The sequence below is a fragment of the Undibacterium cyanobacteriorum genome (assembly GCF_031326225.1).
In the GTDB taxonomy this organism is placed as follows: Bacteria; Pseudomonadota; Gammaproteobacteria; order Burkholderiales; family Burkholderiaceae_D; genus Undibacterium; species Undibacterium cyanobacteriorum.
Genome location: NZ_CP133720.1, coordinates 768312 through 784460, shown reverse-complemented (window position 1 = coordinate 784460; position 16149 = coordinate 768312). Strand labels below are relative to the sequence as shown.

15 protein-coding genes are annotated in these 16149 nt (G+C 49.1%); 5 read left to right on the top strand and 10 right to left on the bottom strand.

Going from position 1 to position 16149, the window contains the following annotated elements; translation table 11 throughout:
* Positions 1 to 46 precede the first annotated feature (46 nt).
* The 6 genes from RF679_RS03270 to glmS form a co-directional block, all read right to left on the bottom strand.
* Complete coding sequence (locus RF679_RS03270) at positions 47 to 430, bottom strand: hypothetical protein (protein ID WP_309482791.1); 384 nt, start codon at positions 428 to 430, stop codon at positions 47 to 49.
* Positions 431 to 544: 114 nt separating this feature from the next.
* Positions 545 to 955: a hypothetical protein gene (locus tag RF679_RS03265; RefSeq protein WP_309482790.1), complete on the bottom strand. Its 411-nt coding sequence runs from the start codon at positions 953 to 955 to the stop codon at positions 545 to 547.
* 134 nt (positions 956 to 1089) lie between these two features.
* Positions 1090 to 1422, bottom strand: coding sequence for a hypothetical protein (locus RF679_RS03260; RefSeq protein WP_309482789.1), 333 nt, complete (start codon positions 1420 to 1422; stop codon positions 1090 to 1092).
* 275 nt (positions 1423 to 1697) lie between these two features.
* A complete protein-coding gene (locus RF679_RS03255; RefSeq protein ID WP_309482788.1) occupies positions 1698 to 2147 on the bottom strand; it encodes a hypothetical protein in 450 nt (149 codons plus the stop codon).
* Between the two features lie 262 nt (positions 2148 to 2409).
* Positions 2410 to 3015 (bottom strand): hypothetical protein, encoded by a 606-nt coding sequence (locus tag RF679_RS03250; protein ID WP_309482787.1) that lies wholly within the window; start codon positions 3013 to 3015, stop codon positions 2410 to 2412.
* Between the two features lie 13 nt (positions 3016 to 3028).
* The gene (gene glmS, locus RF679_RS03245; protein ID WP_309482786.1) at positions 3029 to 4858 is read right to left on the bottom strand and encodes a glutamine--fructose-6-phosphate transaminase (isomerizing); all 1830 of its coding nucleotides are present in this window, start codon (positions 4856 to 4858) and stop codon (positions 3029 to 3031) included.
* Between the two features lie 276 nt (positions 4859 to 5134).
* Between glmS and RF679_RS03240 the strand changes: the two genes are divergently transcribed.
* Complete coding sequence (locus tag RF679_RS03240; RefSeq protein ID WP_309482785.1) at positions 5135 to 5620, top strand: Lrp/AsnC family transcriptional regulator; 486 nt, start codon at positions 5135 to 5137, stop codon at positions 5618 to 5620.
* Between the two features lie 1067 nt (positions 5621 to 6687).
* Here RF679_RS03240 and glmU read toward each other — a convergent pair.
* Entirely contained in the window at positions 6688 to 8052 is a 1365-nt protein-coding gene (gene glmU / locus RF679_RS03235; protein ID WP_309482784.1) for a bifunctional UDP-N-acetylglucosamine diphosphorylase/glucosamine-1-phosphate N-acetyltransferase GlmU, read from the bottom strand.
* Between the two features lie 170 nt (positions 8053 to 8222).
* Between glmU and RF679_RS03230 the strand changes: the two genes are divergently transcribed.
* Positions 8223 to 8915 carry a DUF4272 domain-containing protein gene (locus tag RF679_RS03230; protein WP_309482783.1) on the top strand — a complete coding sequence of 231 codons (693 nt, stop codon included), beginning with the start codon at positions 8223 to 8225 and terminating at the stop codon, positions 8913 to 8915.
* A gap of 157 nt (positions 8916 to 9072) precedes the next feature.
* The gene (locus RF679_RS03225; protein WP_309482782.1) at positions 9073 to 10413 is read left to right on the top strand and encodes a dipeptidase; all 1341 of its coding nucleotides are present in this window, start codon (positions 9073 to 9075) and stop codon (positions 10411 to 10413) included.
* Between the two features lie 89 nt (positions 10414 to 10502).
* On the opposite strand, the gene RF679_RS03220 is transcribed toward RF679_RS03225, so the two are convergent.
* The 3 genes from RF679_RS03220 to RF679_RS03210 all read right to left on the bottom strand — a co-directional run bounded on the left by RF679_RS03220 (position 10503) and on the right by RF679_RS03210 (position 13160).
* Positions 10503 to 11273 (bottom strand): C1 family peptidase, encoded by a 771-nt coding sequence (locus RF679_RS03220; protein ID WP_309482781.1) that lies wholly within the window; start codon positions 11271 to 11273, stop codon positions 10503 to 10505.
* A gap of 200 nt (positions 11274 to 11473) precedes the next feature.
* A complete protein-coding gene (locus RF679_RS03215; protein WP_309482780.1) occupies positions 11474 to 12322 on the bottom strand; it encodes a peptidase associated/transthyretin-like domain-containing protein in 849 nt (282 codons plus the stop codon).
* A gap of 97 nt (positions 12323 to 12419) precedes the next feature.
* The gene (locus RF679_RS03210) at positions 12420 to 13160 is read right to left on the bottom strand and encodes a hypothetical protein (RefSeq protein ID WP_309482779.1); all 741 of its coding nucleotides are present in this window, start codon (positions 13158 to 13160) and stop codon (positions 12420 to 12422) included.
* 242 nt (positions 13161 to 13402) lie between these two features.
* Here RF679_RS03210 and RF679_RS03205 point away from each other — a divergent pair, with 242 nt between their 5' ends.
* Entirely contained in the window at positions 13403 to 14092 is a 690-nt protein-coding gene (locus RF679_RS03205) for a response regulator transcription factor (RefSeq protein WP_309482778.1), read from the top strand.
* A 1-nt stretch (position 14093) separates the two neighbouring features.
* Entirely contained in the window at positions 14094 to 15821 is a 1728-nt protein-coding gene (locus RF679_RS03200; RefSeq protein ID WP_309482777.1) for an ATP-binding protein, read from the top strand.
* Positions 15822 to 16149: the final 328 nt, after the last annotated feature.

Here is a 16149-nt window from a genome sequence, read left to right as displayed (position 1 = left end):
CCTAAGAAAGATCATGGCACCGTGTTAGGCCTCAATTCATACTCAATCAAAAACCCACCTTTTCAATCGTTCTTACGGATCTACTCACCGCATCAGCAATATGCGCAGCCACGATTGATAGTTCAGCACTATTAATTGAACGACCAACGAATATTTTTCGCCCATCTTGTAGTGTCAACTTGAGGACACACCACTCGAAGCGTTTTCCATTGACGTAATGTTCAACATCGACAGACTGAATCGAGCCGAATGAAGTAACTAAGCGCCCTGATCGAAATATGAGCTTCGATACTTTATTAAACTCGAAACGCCAACCGTCCGCGTCCAAGACCAAGCTTTCTTTATCTTCACGCTCAATTGTTAGCGTCGAAAAAACTACTAAAACGCTTCCAGGGAGAAAAGCTAAAATTCGCTTAGAGAGAAATGACATAAGTGAGACCTACAATGTAACAACAAGCCAACTTGAACTCGCAGCGGAACCGCCAATAGTCCAATGAAGATGCAAAGACGAAACGGACTTGAGCCTTTTGTTAGTGCCCAATAGTTAGAGCCCAATCGACACCTCACCGATACGCGCTGGTGCTTCGTTCGCCCCCCGATAAAACACATCATACTTGCCGTCTTTTAGTTGCCCAAGAAATGCGGGTGGGCATTGCGCATTACGCGCTTCAGCGGCGGGTCCGGATTTGATCGTTAGGAATATGGCGCTGCCTTCAATACTGACATCCACACTGCGACAATCCATGCCTGAATTCATCGTGCTGGGCTTGGCTGTGAATTCTTTGAGCCCAGAGACATTGGCATTGAGAGGAAGCCGCCAATCGCGGTCAACACGAACGGGTGTACCCACAGTGATGCCGCCGACAGACTGTACAAAGTGCCACGACTGAGACTCTGTGTTTACGCTGCAGCCAGATAAGGCTAAAAGAGTGATTGCGATGAGAAGTCTAATCATTTTGGATTTTAAAATTAGGGTAAGCTGAATCATCACTGGCCAGCTTCATGGAGAATGGTAAGCTGCGAGACAGAAGTATATGGTCAGCGATGAAAGGAAATAGTGGCAACTCATTTGGTGACGCCTTAGCGGTTTTACTCAGCTGCACCATGAGGCGCCCACTGCAATGGATCAATAGGAGTAAGGTACTCCGCCACACGTTTCAACCATTCGCCCGTTGGTACAAAAATTTCCTCGTATTCCTCATCAAACCGGATCCAACCTCCACAAGCCTTGTGCAGTTCAGAGAGGTGAAGAATGTGATCTTGGCTAATATCCAATTGCCCAAAACGTCGCGGCCCAGTTACAACAGCTTCCCAAAGTTCAAATTCCAAGGCTTCCATCCAGCCTGCGTGAAACGCAGCCTCAGACAGCTCCGACATGTAATCAGCCAGCGCCCGTTGTTGTTCCGAAAGATCTCGTAGCATCAGTTGTTCCAACTAGTTTGTTTATCTCAGCACGCGATGCACAGGACTTCCTCCAAATTCAGTTGACATTTAACAACATCAAGAACTGAGAAGGAGGTCCGTCTACTGCCGCAAAATAGAAAAGACACCAGTCGAGAGACCAGTGTCCGTGATTTTGGTGCCTCTTGTTTAAACTCTTCGGTGAATCGTTTGCCAAAAATAAGCGTTTCTTCTTTGATCTAGATTATGCGGCTTAAATCTGTCTAGTGAAAGTTAGCGAGCCCAAGTCGAGTTCTCTAATTTTCTACTATCTCAACACGCTTCAGAATTTCAAGATGCTGTTTAAGTTGTGCAGAAAATTCTTTGTAATCAAACGTTTTCGGTATTTTGATTCCTGGATGATCTAAACGTATCAAAAGCTCAGAACAAAACACTTCCAAAAACTTTGTCGATGTCAGATTCATCAGCTTTTCTGCATCAAAACAAATAGCTAGACTCATGTACTTTATACTTTTTGCAGTTATAGGGTGTTTGAATCGTCCGACAGAATTTTGCCCTTTTGAGAATGTCTCATTCGCATGACCATTTGAATCCACAGCAACGATTGCAACCACAAATTGCTCCACACCACTGCCAAATGAGCGTTCATCAAACACCTTACGTAAAGAGTCTTCTACAAATACAGCCACAGTATTGCAAATCGCCACCAGCTCTCCTGCGACGATACAGGTTACACCTATATCCATGGTTCACTCACTTAAAAATTTCATTCCGGGGGGGGGTGACTCGGAATGCCAAGTGGCATATGCAATTAACTCAATTTTTTCGACTGCTAGTCAAGTCAATTTTTAGGCGCCAATCGTTATTCCACCGTCACACTCTTAGCAAGGTTCCGAGGCTTATCAACGTCGGTGCCGCGTGCTAATGTTCTTGCTCTAACATCTCATTTTTTCTGACTCGAAGACATTGCTGGCAGTCCTGTCTTGCAAGCTATTGTACAAAGCGAAATCATCGATGTTCAAGATAGGCTCTACAGAATTCAGTAATCGATGGCGTTGAATATTCGGACCAAGCACTTTCGCCTTCGACGATGGCGCTCGCGAGCTTATCCGCTTGGTCGATTTTTCCCGCGCAATACAATGACAAAATGTATCTCTCTGGATATCCTCCATGGAGCGGCATTCGCTCGTACAAAAATGGCCCTAAGGCTTCATAGTTGCGAAGCGACGCCATATACTTTAAGCCATGCTCATAGATGGCCAATGCCAGCCGTTTCGCCTCTGGATTAAGGTCAGCGCCCACTTCAAACTCAAATGTTGGAATTTTAGGGACCAGTTCCCCAAGATGAATTGCATATGTTGCAGTACCCCCTTTCACGTATTTCTTATTCGAAAACGCAGCAGATAATTTCATAATGTCCACGACATGAATTCCGACAAAGGGATTAAGCCTCACCGTATTGCCATGGTTGCCAGTATTCAAACCAATCCATCCCAAAAAGTTGCTATCAAATTCCCAAACAACTCCGCCTCGCCTCAACCTGGTAAAGCCCAACTTGCATAATTCTGAATCGCACTCATCCTCGAGCATTTTCAGGAATTTAGTATCCGCCATCCTGACACCTCGCTCATTCCACAGTCACGCTCTTAGCAAGGTTGCGAGGCTTATCAACATCGGTGCCGCGCGCTAATGCGGTGTGGTAGGCCAGTAATTGCAGTGGCACTGTATGCAGTATCGGGGACAGCATGCCGTAGTGTTCTGGTAGACGAATCACGTGAACACCTTCGCTTGGTGCGATGCGCGAATCGGCGTCGGCGAAGACATAAAGTTCACCGCCACGGGCGCGTACCTCTTGCATGTTCGATTTGAGTTTTTCGATGAGCGTGTCGTTCGGGGCGACGGTCACGACTGGCATGTCTTTGGTGACGAGTGCCAGTGGGCCATGCTTGAGTTCGCCTGCAGGATAGGCTTCGGCATGGATGTAAGAAATCTCTTTGAGTTTGAGGGCACCTTCCAAGGCGATCGGATAATGCAAACCCCGTCCGAGGAACAAGGCATTTTCTTTGCGGGCGAATTCATCTGCCCACGCAATAATTTGCGGCTCCAATGCCAATACCGCGGTGATCGCCACCGGCAAATGACGCAGCGCTTTAATATGTTCTTGTTCCTGCGCATCCGTTAGGCGCCCTTTGCTTTGCGCCAGTGTGAGAGCTAACAAGAACAGTGCTGCCAGCTGTGTGGTGAATGCCTTGGTCGATGCGACCCCGACTTCGACACCGGCGCGCGTGATGTAAGCCAAGGCGCATTCACGCACCATGGCGCTGGTTGATACATTACAGATCGTTAGGCTATGTGGCATGCCAAGTTCGCGTGCATGTTTGAGCGCAGCCAGCGTATCTGCCGTTTCTCCACTTTGAGAAATCGTCACCACCAAGCTCTTAGGGTTGGGAACACTTTCGCGATAACGATATTCACTGGCGATTTCAACATTGACCGGGATTTTGGCGATCGCTTCTATCCAATATTTTGCGGTCATGCCGGCGTAGTAACTAGTGCCGCAAGCGAGGATCAGCACATTGTCGATCTCTTCAAAGACGCGGAATGCTTTGTCGCCGAATAGTTCCGGCATGATATTGGTGATGCCTTCCAGAGTATCTCCAAGCGCACGTGCTTGTTCGAAGATTTCTTTTTGCATGTAATGACGATACGGGCCCAATTCTGCGGCTCCGGTGTGGGCGTGCACCGTGCGCACTTCACGTTCCACTGGTTTGCCATCAACATCGGCAATCCACACTCGGTGCAGTTGCAGGTCGACCACGTCACCCTCGTCCAAATAAATGATTTGGTCCGTAGTGCCAGCCAATGCCATCGCATCCGACGCTAAGAAATTCTCGCCTTTGGCTACCCCAACAATCAAAGGTGAACCTTGCCGCGCACCGACCACGCGATGTGGCTCATCGCGACAAAAGACGGCGATGGCGTAAGCACCGGTTAAGCGTTTGACCGCTTGCTGTACGGTGTCAAACAAATCGTTGTTATAGAGATGATCGACCAAATGCGCGATCACTTCGGTGTCGGTTTGGCTCTCGAACACATAACCGGCCTGCGTCAATTCGGCGCGCAATTCTTCGTGGTTTTCGATAATGCCGTTATGCACTAAGGCGATACGGGCGTTGTCACCTTGACGCGAAAAATGTGGATGTGCATTCGCCGATGACGGTGCACCATGGGTTGCCCAACGTGTGTGTGCAATGCCAGTGAAACCTGCTAGACCGGTTTGCTCGACCTGTGCTTGCAGCTCAGCGACCCGCGCCGTGCTGCGCGAACGCTGCAGCTTGCCATCGACATGCAAGGCGACGCCACAGGAATCATAGCCACGATATTCCAAGCGCTTCAGGCCTTCGAGCAAGATGGGAGCGATATTACGTTGAGCAACTGCACCGACGATGCCACACATAGGAAACCTCTTCACTGTTTGAGTTGAATGTCACTTCATGTTGAGCAGATTTCTAGCTGATTTCAGTGGAATTAGAACCGAACCTAGGCTGAAGAAAAGCTGAAAGTAAGCTGAAAATAAGCTAAAAATAAGCTGAACACGAAAAGAACTCATACTAAGGCATACCAAATGAAATTTTCTTTCAAAATGTTTTGAATATTGGTATATTGATTCACATCAGCATTTTGATGAAATTTTTGGTCACAACGCAATTATTTTTGGAATTTTCATTCACCCATGAGCAGCTTGGACGAACTTGACCGCCGCATCTTGCAGCAATTGCAGATCAATAATGCTTTAAGCAACCACGATTTAGCGAAGTTGGTGCATGCCTCTGCACCGACTTGCTTACGGCGCGTGGCGCGGCTGGTGAAGGAAGGGTATATCGAAAAACAGGTGGCGATCCTGTCCGCCGACAAACTCGGTGCGGGCCTGACTGCCATTGTAGAAATTACGCTAGACCATCAAGCCACCGAGCATCAATTAGCGTTTGAGACGCTGGTACGCAGTGAGAGCGCAGTTCAACAATGCTATCGCGTTTCACCAGGCCCTGATTTTGTGTTGATTATTCAGGTCGCCGATATGGCAAGTTATCACGCTCTCGCGCACCGCTTGTTTGCGAGTCACGCCAATGTGCGCAATGTCAGGAGCTTTTTCTCTATCCATCGCAGCAAATTCGAGACACAGATCAACTTAGCGAGCTTAAGCGGGCCTCATTCATAAGGTTCAGGCAGTCGATCAGATGCGCTGCCTTCAATCGAATTGCCTCATCTGAAACCTGCATACCAGTCTGCATTTAGTCTCGGTTTTGCGGACCAAATCCTCATCAAATACCTCAACAATGAATGAGCTTGAACTAACTCAAATAAAGCCTCATTCTTTCACTGCCTTCATTTTGATTGATCAAGCAATACAAAGTGTCGAAACATCGCCACTTTTTCGACTTTCTGCGCATTTTTCCGTTGTATTTTCATCGAAAAGTTTGAATTATTTCTTGACGATGACAAGATATACAAATTTTGAATGATTGTTATTGGAAAACGAAATTGTATTTATATTTATCGATTCGATATGATTCCACCTGTCGCAAGTGATGCAGTTTCAAAAACATTCTGCGACAAGAAAATGTAGTTTTGAAATGTTCGTAAATTAAACTTTTTAAAGGAAAACATCATGGAATTTATCGAAATCCAATTGATCGCTACTTTGATCGCTGTTGCTGCTTTGTTGACAAGCTATATCATCGACACACAACAAGGTTAATTTGTGTTTTGAAGCGCTGGCGAAATCCAGAACTTCGTACGCAAAGTGATTAGAGTAAGAAAGTAAGAAAGCAAGCAGTATCAAGTCCTCAAAGAACCAACTCTTTTGATGGGTCAAATGAGAAGGTTAAGACAGGCAAGTTTTAAATCATATCGTTGCAAACGCTGCTCACTACAGCGCCAACAAAAGTGAACACATCAGGCGCAAGCTGCGCTATTCGAGAGAAGATATTCGGAAACTCGCCCCCTTATTTTGGGGCACAGTAGAAAACATGCATCTGCTGCGCAATACCGAACGAATAGCACTCAGGTTTGCGCCTACCGAGGCCGACAACAGTCGTCGCTCAGCTCAGTTCCCTTCCCTATTTGATCAGCAACACCAGATTGGTGCAGACTTTGCCATGCCGTGCTGCGTGCTTGAATATACGCATGAGTAAGCTATATCAAAAGTCAACATCACCAGCTAGCATGGTCAGCATACATCGCTGGTACATATCGCCACCAAATATAGCTAACTTATTGGCGAAACTATTTCTTGATTTTGACAGGACGCTGCCAGCCATCAATCGTCAACTGCTTGGCACGTGATACGGTCAACTTTCCTTCAGGCGCGTCTTTACTGAGCGTGGTTCCCGCCCCCAAAGTCGCGCCTTTACCAACTCGTACCGGCGCAATTAACTGACTATCACTGCCGATGAACGCATCATCTTCGATAACGGTACGGAATTTATTCACGCCATCGTAATTGCAGGTAATCGTACCCGCGCCAATATTGACGCGACTACCGACCGTGGCATCGCCGATGTAAGCCAAATGATTGGCCTTACTATGTGCGGCGATTTGGCTATTCTTCACTTCAACGAAGTTACCGATGTGGACGTCTTCGGCCAACTCTGCGCCAGGACGCAAACGTGCATACGGACCGACTTGACCCTTCGCACCAACGACCGCGTCTTCGATATGACAAAAGGCTTTGATCTCGCTAGCTGTGCCGATGCGCGCATTTTTGATCACGCAATGTGGTCCAATCTTGGCACCGTCTTCGAGCACCACATTGCCTTCGAACACGCAGCCCACATCGATGCTGACATCACGTCCGCACTGCAACCGACCACGGACATCGATACGACTTGGGTCCATTAAAGTCACGCCCTGCTCCATCAATTCACGAGCGATATTGGCTTGATGCAAGCGTTCCAATTCAGCTAATTGCGTTTTGCTATTCACGCCCAAAGTTTCCCACACTGCTTGCGGTTGAGCGGAAGTCACTGGCACACCTTGCGCAACAGCGGCGGCCACGATATCAGTCAAATAGTATTCACCTTGCGCATTATTATTCGATAGATTTTGCAACCATTGCTTCAAAGCTTTGGTTGGGGCGACCATGATGCCGGTGTTGATTTCTTTGATCGCACGTTCGGTTTCCGTTGCGTCTTTTTGCTCGACGATACGACGAATCTGTCCGTCTTCACGCACAATACGACCAAGTCCGAAAGGCTGATCGACCACTGCGGTTAAGATCGCTAATTTATCCTGTCCCGCGGCACTCACTAGAGCTTGCAAGCTGGTTGCACGCGTCAACGGTACGTCACCATACAAAATCAAAGTTGGCATGGCATCGTCAAGATGAGGGATCGCTTGCGCCACCGCATGCCCGGTACCGAGCTGTGGCTCTTGCTTCGCAAAGGTGATATCTTCAGCGGCGACCGCTGCTTGCACTTGCTCACCACCGTGGCCAATGATCACGCAAATTTTTGCGGCTTCCGTCGACAAACCTCGTGCCGTATCAATCACGTGCTTCAGCATGGGTTTTCCAGCAATCGCGTGCAACACCTTAGGCAGATTAGATTGCATGCGTTTGCCCATGCCGGCCGCGAGGATGACGACGTTCATAAGTGTGCTCTTCTAGCTAAAAATCAAAGACCGAAGTCTAGCATGCAGCCGCCCTAGCGTCAGCATCCGCGGCGACTGAGCGTGGTCTCGACTACTTTATATCCAAGCATCATCATGGGATAATGACGAACTTCGGCACCATCCTGTTTCTCCTCTGATTCACTTGCCCCATGACTCCAGAACTACGCAAAGAAGCCTCCGAGCTACAACTCCATAAGCGCGGCATTCGCATAAACGTTGGTCTGCACGTGATTGAAGCCGACGAAGAAGTACAACTGCGCCGTGCAGAAGAAGTGGTGCAACGCCTGATTGCCCTGTGGGCCGTCAGCTATGGCAAACAACTGGAAGGTAGCGCTGGCAGCTCGATCACGGTCTATCGCTATCTCGAAAGTCACCACTTACTAAATTGTCTATCGGAAGCGGAAACCAAATTTCTCCAACATGGCATCGATAGCACGCCAAGCCTCGCACTACGTCAACATGCATTTCACTTTCTCGGATGGTGTGCGGGCCTCGTTCCCAAGATCGATCTCGGGCAAAAACCTTGCGATGTGCGTGAGCTTCTAGCCTGCTTTCCTACTCAGCTACAATGTGAACAAGGTGATCAAGCAAACCAAAGCGCAGCACCCACACTGGGCGAGAAAATCAAGCTGCGCCGTAAAGATGTCATTATGGATTGGTCGGATTTACTGTATCGCTTGCACTGGGCCGTGCGCCACGCTGTCTTGCATCAAAAACCCAGTCCCGGCAATATCGATGGTGAATTAGTGCGAGAATGGCATCAAGCGGTGAATTGGATGTGCTGCTATGAAGAGGAAGACAACTGGGATCAGGTCAGCACGGAGACCACGGCCGGTGGTTAAGCGCCGCTAGACAGCCAACGCACGGTAATCCTCTGAACTTTTCATAGGCAGACTACTCTAACTGCGCTTTAGCGACGCACTTTAGCCAAGCTCGCCAGCGAGTCGCCCGCTCTTGCAGTTAACGATTGCTGCCACAAACCCAAGTGAAAGGATGTCCATGAACCGCCTAGCCCTTCTTCCCCTTAGCCTTGCTCTTAGCCTGGCCGGATTCAATTACGCTATTGCGACCCCGAATCAACAAGCTGTCGCAAAGAGTGCCGCACCAAAGCAACTCAGTGAAGAGCAGCTCATCGCGAAGGCAAAAGGTATTCATCAACGCGTGATCACGCTGGATACTCACAACGATATTGATGTCGGCAATTTCGGTTTTTCACGTAATTACTCGCAAGAACTTGAAAACCAAGTCAACCTGCCGAAGATGATTAAGGGTGGTCTCGATGCCTCCTTCTTTATCGTCTATACCAACCAAGCGACTGATGCTGAGGCTTTCACCGCAGCGGGCTACAAAAAAGCCTATGACACTGCGATTAATAGCTTTGAAGCGATCCATCGCATGACCACAGTGTTGGCGCCGAATTTGATCGAGTTTGCCCGCACCGCTGACGATGTACGCAAAATTAACGCCAAGGGCAAGAAAGTAGCATTGATCGGCGTTGAAAATGCTTATCCGCTTGGCGACGAGAAAACAGCGGTGAAACGCGTGAAAGAATTTTATGATCGTGGAGCACGTTACATGTCGCTCGCCCATCAAGGTCATAGCCAGTTATCTGATTCGAATACCGGCGAAGCGATCGGTTGGAAATGGAATGGTTTATCTCCGCTCGGCAAACAAGTCATCGCAGAAATGAATCGCGTTGGCATCATGATCGACATCTCGCATCCATCGAAAGAGTCGATGATGCAATCGCTACAAATTACCAAAGCACCGATCATCGCCTCCCACTCCGCGGTCCGTGCTCTGGCCGATGTCAGCCGCAATCTCGACGATGAACAACTACTGGCCTTGAAAGCCAACAACGGCGTGGCGCAGATTGTCGCCTTCAACACTTACGTCAAAACGGATAGCACAGAACGACGTGCTGCCTTCGCCGCTTTGCGTAAGGAATTCAATTTAGGGGAAACAGTATCACTCACAGGTATTCGTAGAGGTACACCGAATGGCATGAGCGAAGAAACGCGCGAACAAATTTTGAAACGCCTCACCGAAATTGACGCGCAATTACCAGCACCAACGCGCGCCACAGTAAAAGATTTTGTTAACCATATCGATTACGCGGTCAAAAAAATCGGCATCGATCATGTCGGCATTTCCTCAGACTTTGATGGAGGTGGAGGCATCGATGGTTGGAATGATGCCAGCGAAACCTTTAACGTCACACTTGAGTTGGTGCGCCGCGGTTACACCGAAGCACAGATCGCGAAACTATGGAGCGGCAATCTCCTACGCGTGATGGCTGATGTTGAGAAAGTGGCGAAAGAACTTCAATCCAAGAAGTAGTCTCACCATCACACCAAACAAAAAAGCCGCGCTTGATCGATTCAGCGCGGCTTTTTCGTTGGCGAGACTCAGTTGACAACGACGCCTGATTACATTTCAACAGAGCGTAATGTCCAAAAATCCGAGGCTAAATTGCCTTTGACTAAATAGTCGTAAGGTAGGGTGAAATAGCCTTTCATACCCCAGTCATTACCCCATGAATTCATGACGATAAAGCGCTGAGATCGCTCATCGTAACCCACCGCCAACACGGCATGACCGCCCACCTTCTTTTCTTCTTTGCGTGGCAAATGAAGGACGCCCGTTTTCGCCACAGCAGCAGAATCAAAGGATTCATATACCGTCATACCAAACACAAAAGGAAAGCCCTCGGCCAGACAAGCCTTGAGTTGCGACAATTGCCGTGGCAGACGTTGATACCAAATACTCTGGTGTTCTAAGCCTTGCTCATAGGCCAGTGCTGGTGGTTTCTTTGCATAATGTTTAGCGACATAGGGCCATGCCGACTCACGACAAACACCTTGCTTGGAAAGACTCTTCATAGCGTCGCGAATTTGTGCGCCATGGTTCTGCCTCTGCTTACCCACCAAGGCGCGCGCGTTGTAATGCAGAAACAAGCGCGACGGCGAAAAACGATGTTGATTATGCTGACGCATCAAGTTATAACGAAACGCATTACAGACCGCATTCGCGGTACAGCTGCCTATCTTTTCTCCTTGATTAAACACAGGCGGACAATGCGGTCGCAAATCGACTTTATTGGGTAGTTGCCGCAGCAGAGCGCTATCAGCATGATAATGATGATCGCGCTCATCGGGCTGATCAGGTAGCCAACCAAACCAAGATATGGTGTCGCTCATACCGAGAACTCTCCGCAAGAAATAGACAAGGGCAGGTGCCGCAAGCACCTTACCACAATCCATTTCCTGCAGGCAGACTCACTGAAATGAGCAGATTTCGCTTGTTGTTGGAATGCAGCGTAGAACTATAGGCAGTTATCTTAGATCGTCGTTGTAGACCGTCTCCCTCGCAATATTCAACAAAGCTAGCTCACCACCACCTAGGCGCTCACATTGATCGTCAAACTTGCCACATACCCCTCGGTCAAATTACCGGTGACGGTGGCCATTTGCAAGCTCGTTCCATCACTAAAAACGTTATCCGTCGCAAAACTAATTTGCGCGAGATTTCTCACACTGGCGCTATAGCGACTATCGGTGTACACCTCTTGCGAAATAGCCGTCGGAAAGGTCAATTGTGAAGTCTTGATGCGATTCAAAACACTCGTGCTCTTTGCCAAGCTCGGGAAGATTTCGAAGTGAATATGGGGCACCCGTCCCGAATAGCAACCTGGATAAATCGATGTAAATATGATTTCACCGTTTGCATCCGCCTCTTGCACCCCACGCAGATAATTTTGATTGGTCACGCCGGACGAGTACAAAGAGTAATTTCCATCTTTATCGCAATGCCACAAGTACACGCTAAAACCACCAGCCGCACCACAACTCGCATTCGCGTTATTGATTTTGAGTTTAATCGTTAATGGAACACCGTCTGCTACCGCACTAGCGCCATTGAAACTCGCACGAATATCACGACGCACCACCCCACTCATCGCCAGCACATTGACGATACCAGAAGTATTCGAATTGGTACCATCACCCGGATACGGTCCGGCGGTCTCTTCTGGGATAACGGAACATGTACCGGAACCGCTTGTGCCAGAAGTACTGCCCGAACCAGTACTCGTACTTGTACTGGTCACGGAAGCGACACTATCACCGCCACCACATCCCAATAAAGGCAAGCCCGCGAGGCCCACGGCTAACCACCGTAAGCTTTGGCGGCGGTCGGTATTCAGTGCCAATATGGCGTCCAGATCTGCGGCTAAACCATGTTCTTTCATTATTACTTCTCCTTTCACAAATTCTTCGGACACACGATCACTTCCTTTGAAGTCAAACGTTCCAATTTCTGTCTGCATCCACTTGATCAATGGATCGCTAAGCACTCGTATTGATAAAGTTTCCTTGCCGACCACCTTGATTCACTTGACTCAATATCGTCTGTAAAAAATTCTGCAGGCTTGTATCGTTGTCTTGTGACGACAGGCCCAAGGCATCGAGCAAATCCGAGAATGATTGGCTCAAGGCATCGGTGCTTGCGCTGGTGGTATTGGAAGTGGTTACCGACGTTGAATCTCCTGTGCCACTAGTGGTCGCCGAGTCGGTCGCCGCGCTGGTTCCCGTGCTAGTCGATGAACTCAAACGACGAATGAGATTTTGCAAGTCCTTGGCGAGCGGACCGCCTCCACCAGCGTCCAAATCAGCAGGTGGCGGCGGCGCACCTTTCCCAAACTCACCTCTTCCCGAGGATTGCTGCAGCGCCGCCATCAGATCCTGTAAGAAAGTCCCCAGCGCCTGCGCGGCATTGTTAGTGCTACCGGCTGCATTGGTATCGCTGGAATCACTCTCATTGCTCGCGCCTTGGATCAGTTGATCCGTATTGCTCGTGTCGCTGGTACTGCTGGTCGTGCCAGTGGTCGTTTGCGTTTGCCCCAAATTTTGTAAGGCATTGGCGATCGCGCCCAAAAGGCGTCCGACTCCGCCACCACCACCGCCACCACCTTCCAGGCCTCGTGGCGGCGGTGGTCTTTGACCAGCTCGATTAGGATTGACTTGCGCATAGCTCGAACCCACCGTTGTCGAGTTCTGAACATTCTGAGTAATTGCATTGATCGACATTGCCTACTCCTTCCTTGTTGTTTTGCCACATCCTTGCTGCCATCTGTTAGCGGAGATTATCCGCATTGCATGCGTAAAGTGCCGTAAAACTCGCGTAAATCTATGTAAAGATGGGTGACAAAATCTATGTAAATTCAAGTAAAGCCCAGCAACTTTGCCGGCATTCTTTGTTATGATCAAACTACCCAATTCAGTTTCATAAGATTATTCAGACCACACCTTTCCGATAAAGCTTTGCACGAATGAATAGAGTCCTACTCATCGATGACGACGTTGAATTAGTGAATATGTTCCGAGAATTCTTGGAACAGGATGGATTCCAAGTGCACATCGAATACGACGGTCATGCTGGTTGTGTGGCGGCTTTATCTGGTCAATTCGCGATCGCCATTTTAGATGTAATGATGCCGCGAATGAACGGCTTAGAAACGCTACGCCAGATACGCGCCCATAGCCGTTTGCCGATCCTAATGCTGACAGCCAAAGGCGACGACACCGATCGTATCGTTGGACTCGAACTAGGTGCTGATGACTACGTCACCAAGCCCTGCACACCGCGCGAACTGGTGGCTCGGATTCGGGCGATTTTACGCCGCAGTCAAGCGCAAACGAGCCATGATGCGGCAGCCGCTTCTTTGGTATTTGGCAAACTAGAATTGTGGCCCATGCAGAGACGCGCTCAATGGGATGGCAGTACGCTGGAACTCACTAGTACCGAATTCAATTTGCTTGAAGTATTGATTCGGCATGCTGGTACACCCGTCAACAAAAACACCTTATCGGAACAAGCACTCGGTCGACCGATGGCAAAATTCGATAGAAATATCGACGTGCATCTCAGCAGCCTGCGGCATAAACTGGGCAAGCTAGAAGATGGTCGTTCTTGCGTACAAACCGTGTATCGCGTTGGCTATCAATTGATTAAAGATTGACATGGCTACGCGCGAACAATTTTCATTGACAGGTCTTTTTTCCAGTCGTCTCTTCTGGAAATTTTTCGCCGCAATTTTGCTGGCGCAAGTCGCCGCCACCTTAGCGATAGGTGCCGCAATTTGGTGGAAAAATCGCCAAGCAACATCAGTCGAAACGCAGCTGCAGCTTCTCGATACGAGTCCACGCGCCAGCGAGTCCATCGAATCAGCCGCCGCGACTTTGCAATTTGGTGGCGAAGCTGCCCTCATGCAATTGCTTCAAAAAATGCAGCATCATCGCGTGACGGTGGTCGATCTCGGAACTGATAAGAAGACCGATTTAATTGGTCGGCCCATTAGCGCAAGCATGTTGCAAGAAGCCGAACTCGAATTACAAAGAACTGATCGCAATGAGTTCAGCAAAGCGTCTGTGCGTAAATTGGAACTCAAGGGCAAGAGCTACTTATTGTTCCTACTCAAGCCCACCCAATTACCGAGCCGCGGCTTACACGAAATTGATCACATGTTACCGACGATCGGCTCGGCTGATTCTGGTCCTCGCAATCAACAACATGATCAAGCGCGCGATAGAGATGGTGGCCTAAACAGACATCAAGGACCTCAAGGACATCCAGCCCAGCCACCAAGTGAAAGGCAAGAGCCGCGTCGAGTAGCACCGCCACCGCCACCACTGCCGCCCGCCAATGAAGGTGCTGCGGCTGATTTTCCATCGCTGGAAACAAACCATCCATCGTCACCACCATTGGGCGCTGATCGAGGTCCACAACATCGCGATGGTCCGAAGCGGGATATGAAAGGGCCACCACGCAATTCAGTGCTGACACCATGGGTTCTGATCGCTGCGGCGATTTTTGTGAGCCTGACTTTCGCGGCATTTCTCGCGTGGTTGTTCACGCGTCCTTTGATGGCGCTACAAACCGCATTCGAAGAAGCCGCGCAGGGAAAATTAGAGCCTCGCTTCACAGAGCGCAAACATTTGATCGACGATGAATTGCATCAGCTGGGTCGCAGTTTTGATCACATGGCAAGTCGTTTACGAGCCGTGATGGATCAGCAAACCAAGCTCATGCACGATGTCTCGCATGAGTTGCGCTCACCACTCGCGCGTATGCAAGCGGCGATTGGTTTGATTCATCAACAACCTGATCGCACACTGACTTATCTAGACCGCATCGAGCGCGAAAGCGGGCGCATGGATCACTTAATTGAAGAGTTACTGACCTTGGCCCGATTAGAAGCGGGGGCCTTCGCGGTCCCGAAAGAAGCAATTTACATCAGTGAAGTGATGGATGCGATGATTGATGATTGGCGCTTCGAGGCTGAGCAACAGGGGCAAACCATTGACTACACGCTGACACAAGACTTTAAGATGCTCGCACAGTTTGATTTGATTGCCCGAGCGATCGAAAACGTGGTTCGCAATGCGATTAAGTACAGCCCCACTCAAAGCCAGATCCGCATTATCGTCGATCAACTGACGAGTGATGCACATGCTGACGCATTCGGCATCGTGCAGGTCGCTGATCAAGGGCCAGGTGTGGCCGAAAGCGATCTCGCATCCATTTTCGATCCTTTTTATCGCAGTAGCGCGACGACGCAGGCTGTACATGGTCACGGTCTGGGTCTCGCCATCACGAAACAAATCGTGCATCACCATCAAGGCACCATCATCGCTCGCAATCGCACTGAAGGCGGCCTACAAATCAGTTTGCAATTCCCGCTCGCCTAATAGCGCAGGCGACCTCCCAGCTTCCCTGTCTGCGAATGAAGCCAACGAAGGGGCTTCATTCCATTTAAATGAGAATGATTCCCATTTACAAAAAACGATAATCCGCCTACAATTCGACTTGCTCATCGGTTTCAAAGAGACTACGCGATCGTTTGATCGATCTCAAGTTAGATCAACACCTGTGCTCAAAAAATGAACTTCTTGCCATCTCGGTAGGTCTTTCGAAGCAGATGACGAAAGTGCCGTAGAACTTAAAGCAGGCCAGTACAAAACTTGGGAATGCATTGATCACCTTCTGCAGGAACGGTGCGCTGTTACATCTCGATGC

What these genes read in the sequence shown, in the direction of transcription:
- RF679_RS03220 (WP_309482781.1), bottom strand. Translation starts at nt 11,273, where the DNA reads ATGAGCGACACCATATCTTGGTTTGGTTGGCTACCTGATCAGCCCGAT.
- RF679_RS03250 (WP_309482787.1), bottom strand. Translation starts at nt 3,015, where the DNA reads ATGGCGGATACTAAATTCCTGAAAATGCTCGAGGATGAGTGCGATTCA.
- RF679_RS03215 (WP_309482780.1), bottom strand. Translation starts at nt 12,322, where the DNA reads ATGAAAGAACATGGTTTAGCCGCAGATCTGGACGCCATATTGGCACTG.
- RF679_RS03210 (WP_309482779.1), bottom strand. Translation starts at nt 13,160, where the DNA reads ATGTCGATCAATGCAATTACTCAGAATGTTCAGAACTCGACAACGGTG.
- glmU (WP_309482784.1), bottom strand. Translation starts at nt 8,052, where the DNA reads ATGAACGTCGTCATCCTCGCGGCCGGCATGGGCAAACGCATGCAATCT.
- RF679_RS03205 (WP_309482778.1), top strand. Translation starts at nt 13,403, where the DNA reads ATGAATAGAGTCCTACTCATCGATGACGACGTTGAATTAGTGAATATG.
- RF679_RS03265 (WP_309482790.1), bottom strand. Translation starts at nt 955, where the DNA reads ATGATTAGACTTCTCATCGCAATCACTCTTTTAGCCTTATCTGGCTGC.
- RF679_RS03255 (WP_309482788.1), bottom strand. Translation starts at nt 2,147, where the DNA reads ATGGATATAGGTGTAACCTGTATCGTCGCAGGAGAGCTGGTGGCGATT.
- RF679_RS03260 (WP_309482789.1), bottom strand. Translation starts at nt 1,422, where the DNA reads ATGCTACGAGATCTTTCGGAACAACAACGGGCGCTGGCTGATTACATG.
- RF679_RS03225 (WP_309482782.1), top strand. Translation starts at nt 9,073, where the DNA reads ATGAACCGCCTAGCCCTTCTTCCCCTTAGCCTTGCTCTTAGCCTGGCC.
- RF679_RS03200 (WP_309482777.1), top strand. Translation starts at nt 14,094, where the DNA reads ATGGCTACGCGCGAACAATTTTCATTGACAGGTCTTTTTTCCAGTCGT.
- RF679_RS03270 (WP_309482791.1), bottom strand. Translation starts at nt 430, where the DNA reads ATGTCATTTCTCTCTAAGCGAATTTTAGCTTTTCTCCCTGGAAGCGTT.
- glmS (WP_309482786.1), bottom strand. Translation starts at nt 4,858, where the DNA reads ATGTGTGGCATCGTCGGTGCAGTTGCTCAACGTAATATCGCTCCCATC.
- RF679_RS03240 (WP_309482785.1), top strand. Translation starts at nt 5,135, where the DNA reads ATGAGCAGCTTGGACGAACTTGACCGCCGCATCTTGCAGCAATTGCAG.
- RF679_RS03230 (WP_309482783.1), top strand. Translation starts at nt 8,223, where the DNA reads ATGACTCCAGAACTACGCAAAGAAGCCTCCGAGCTACAACTCCATAAG.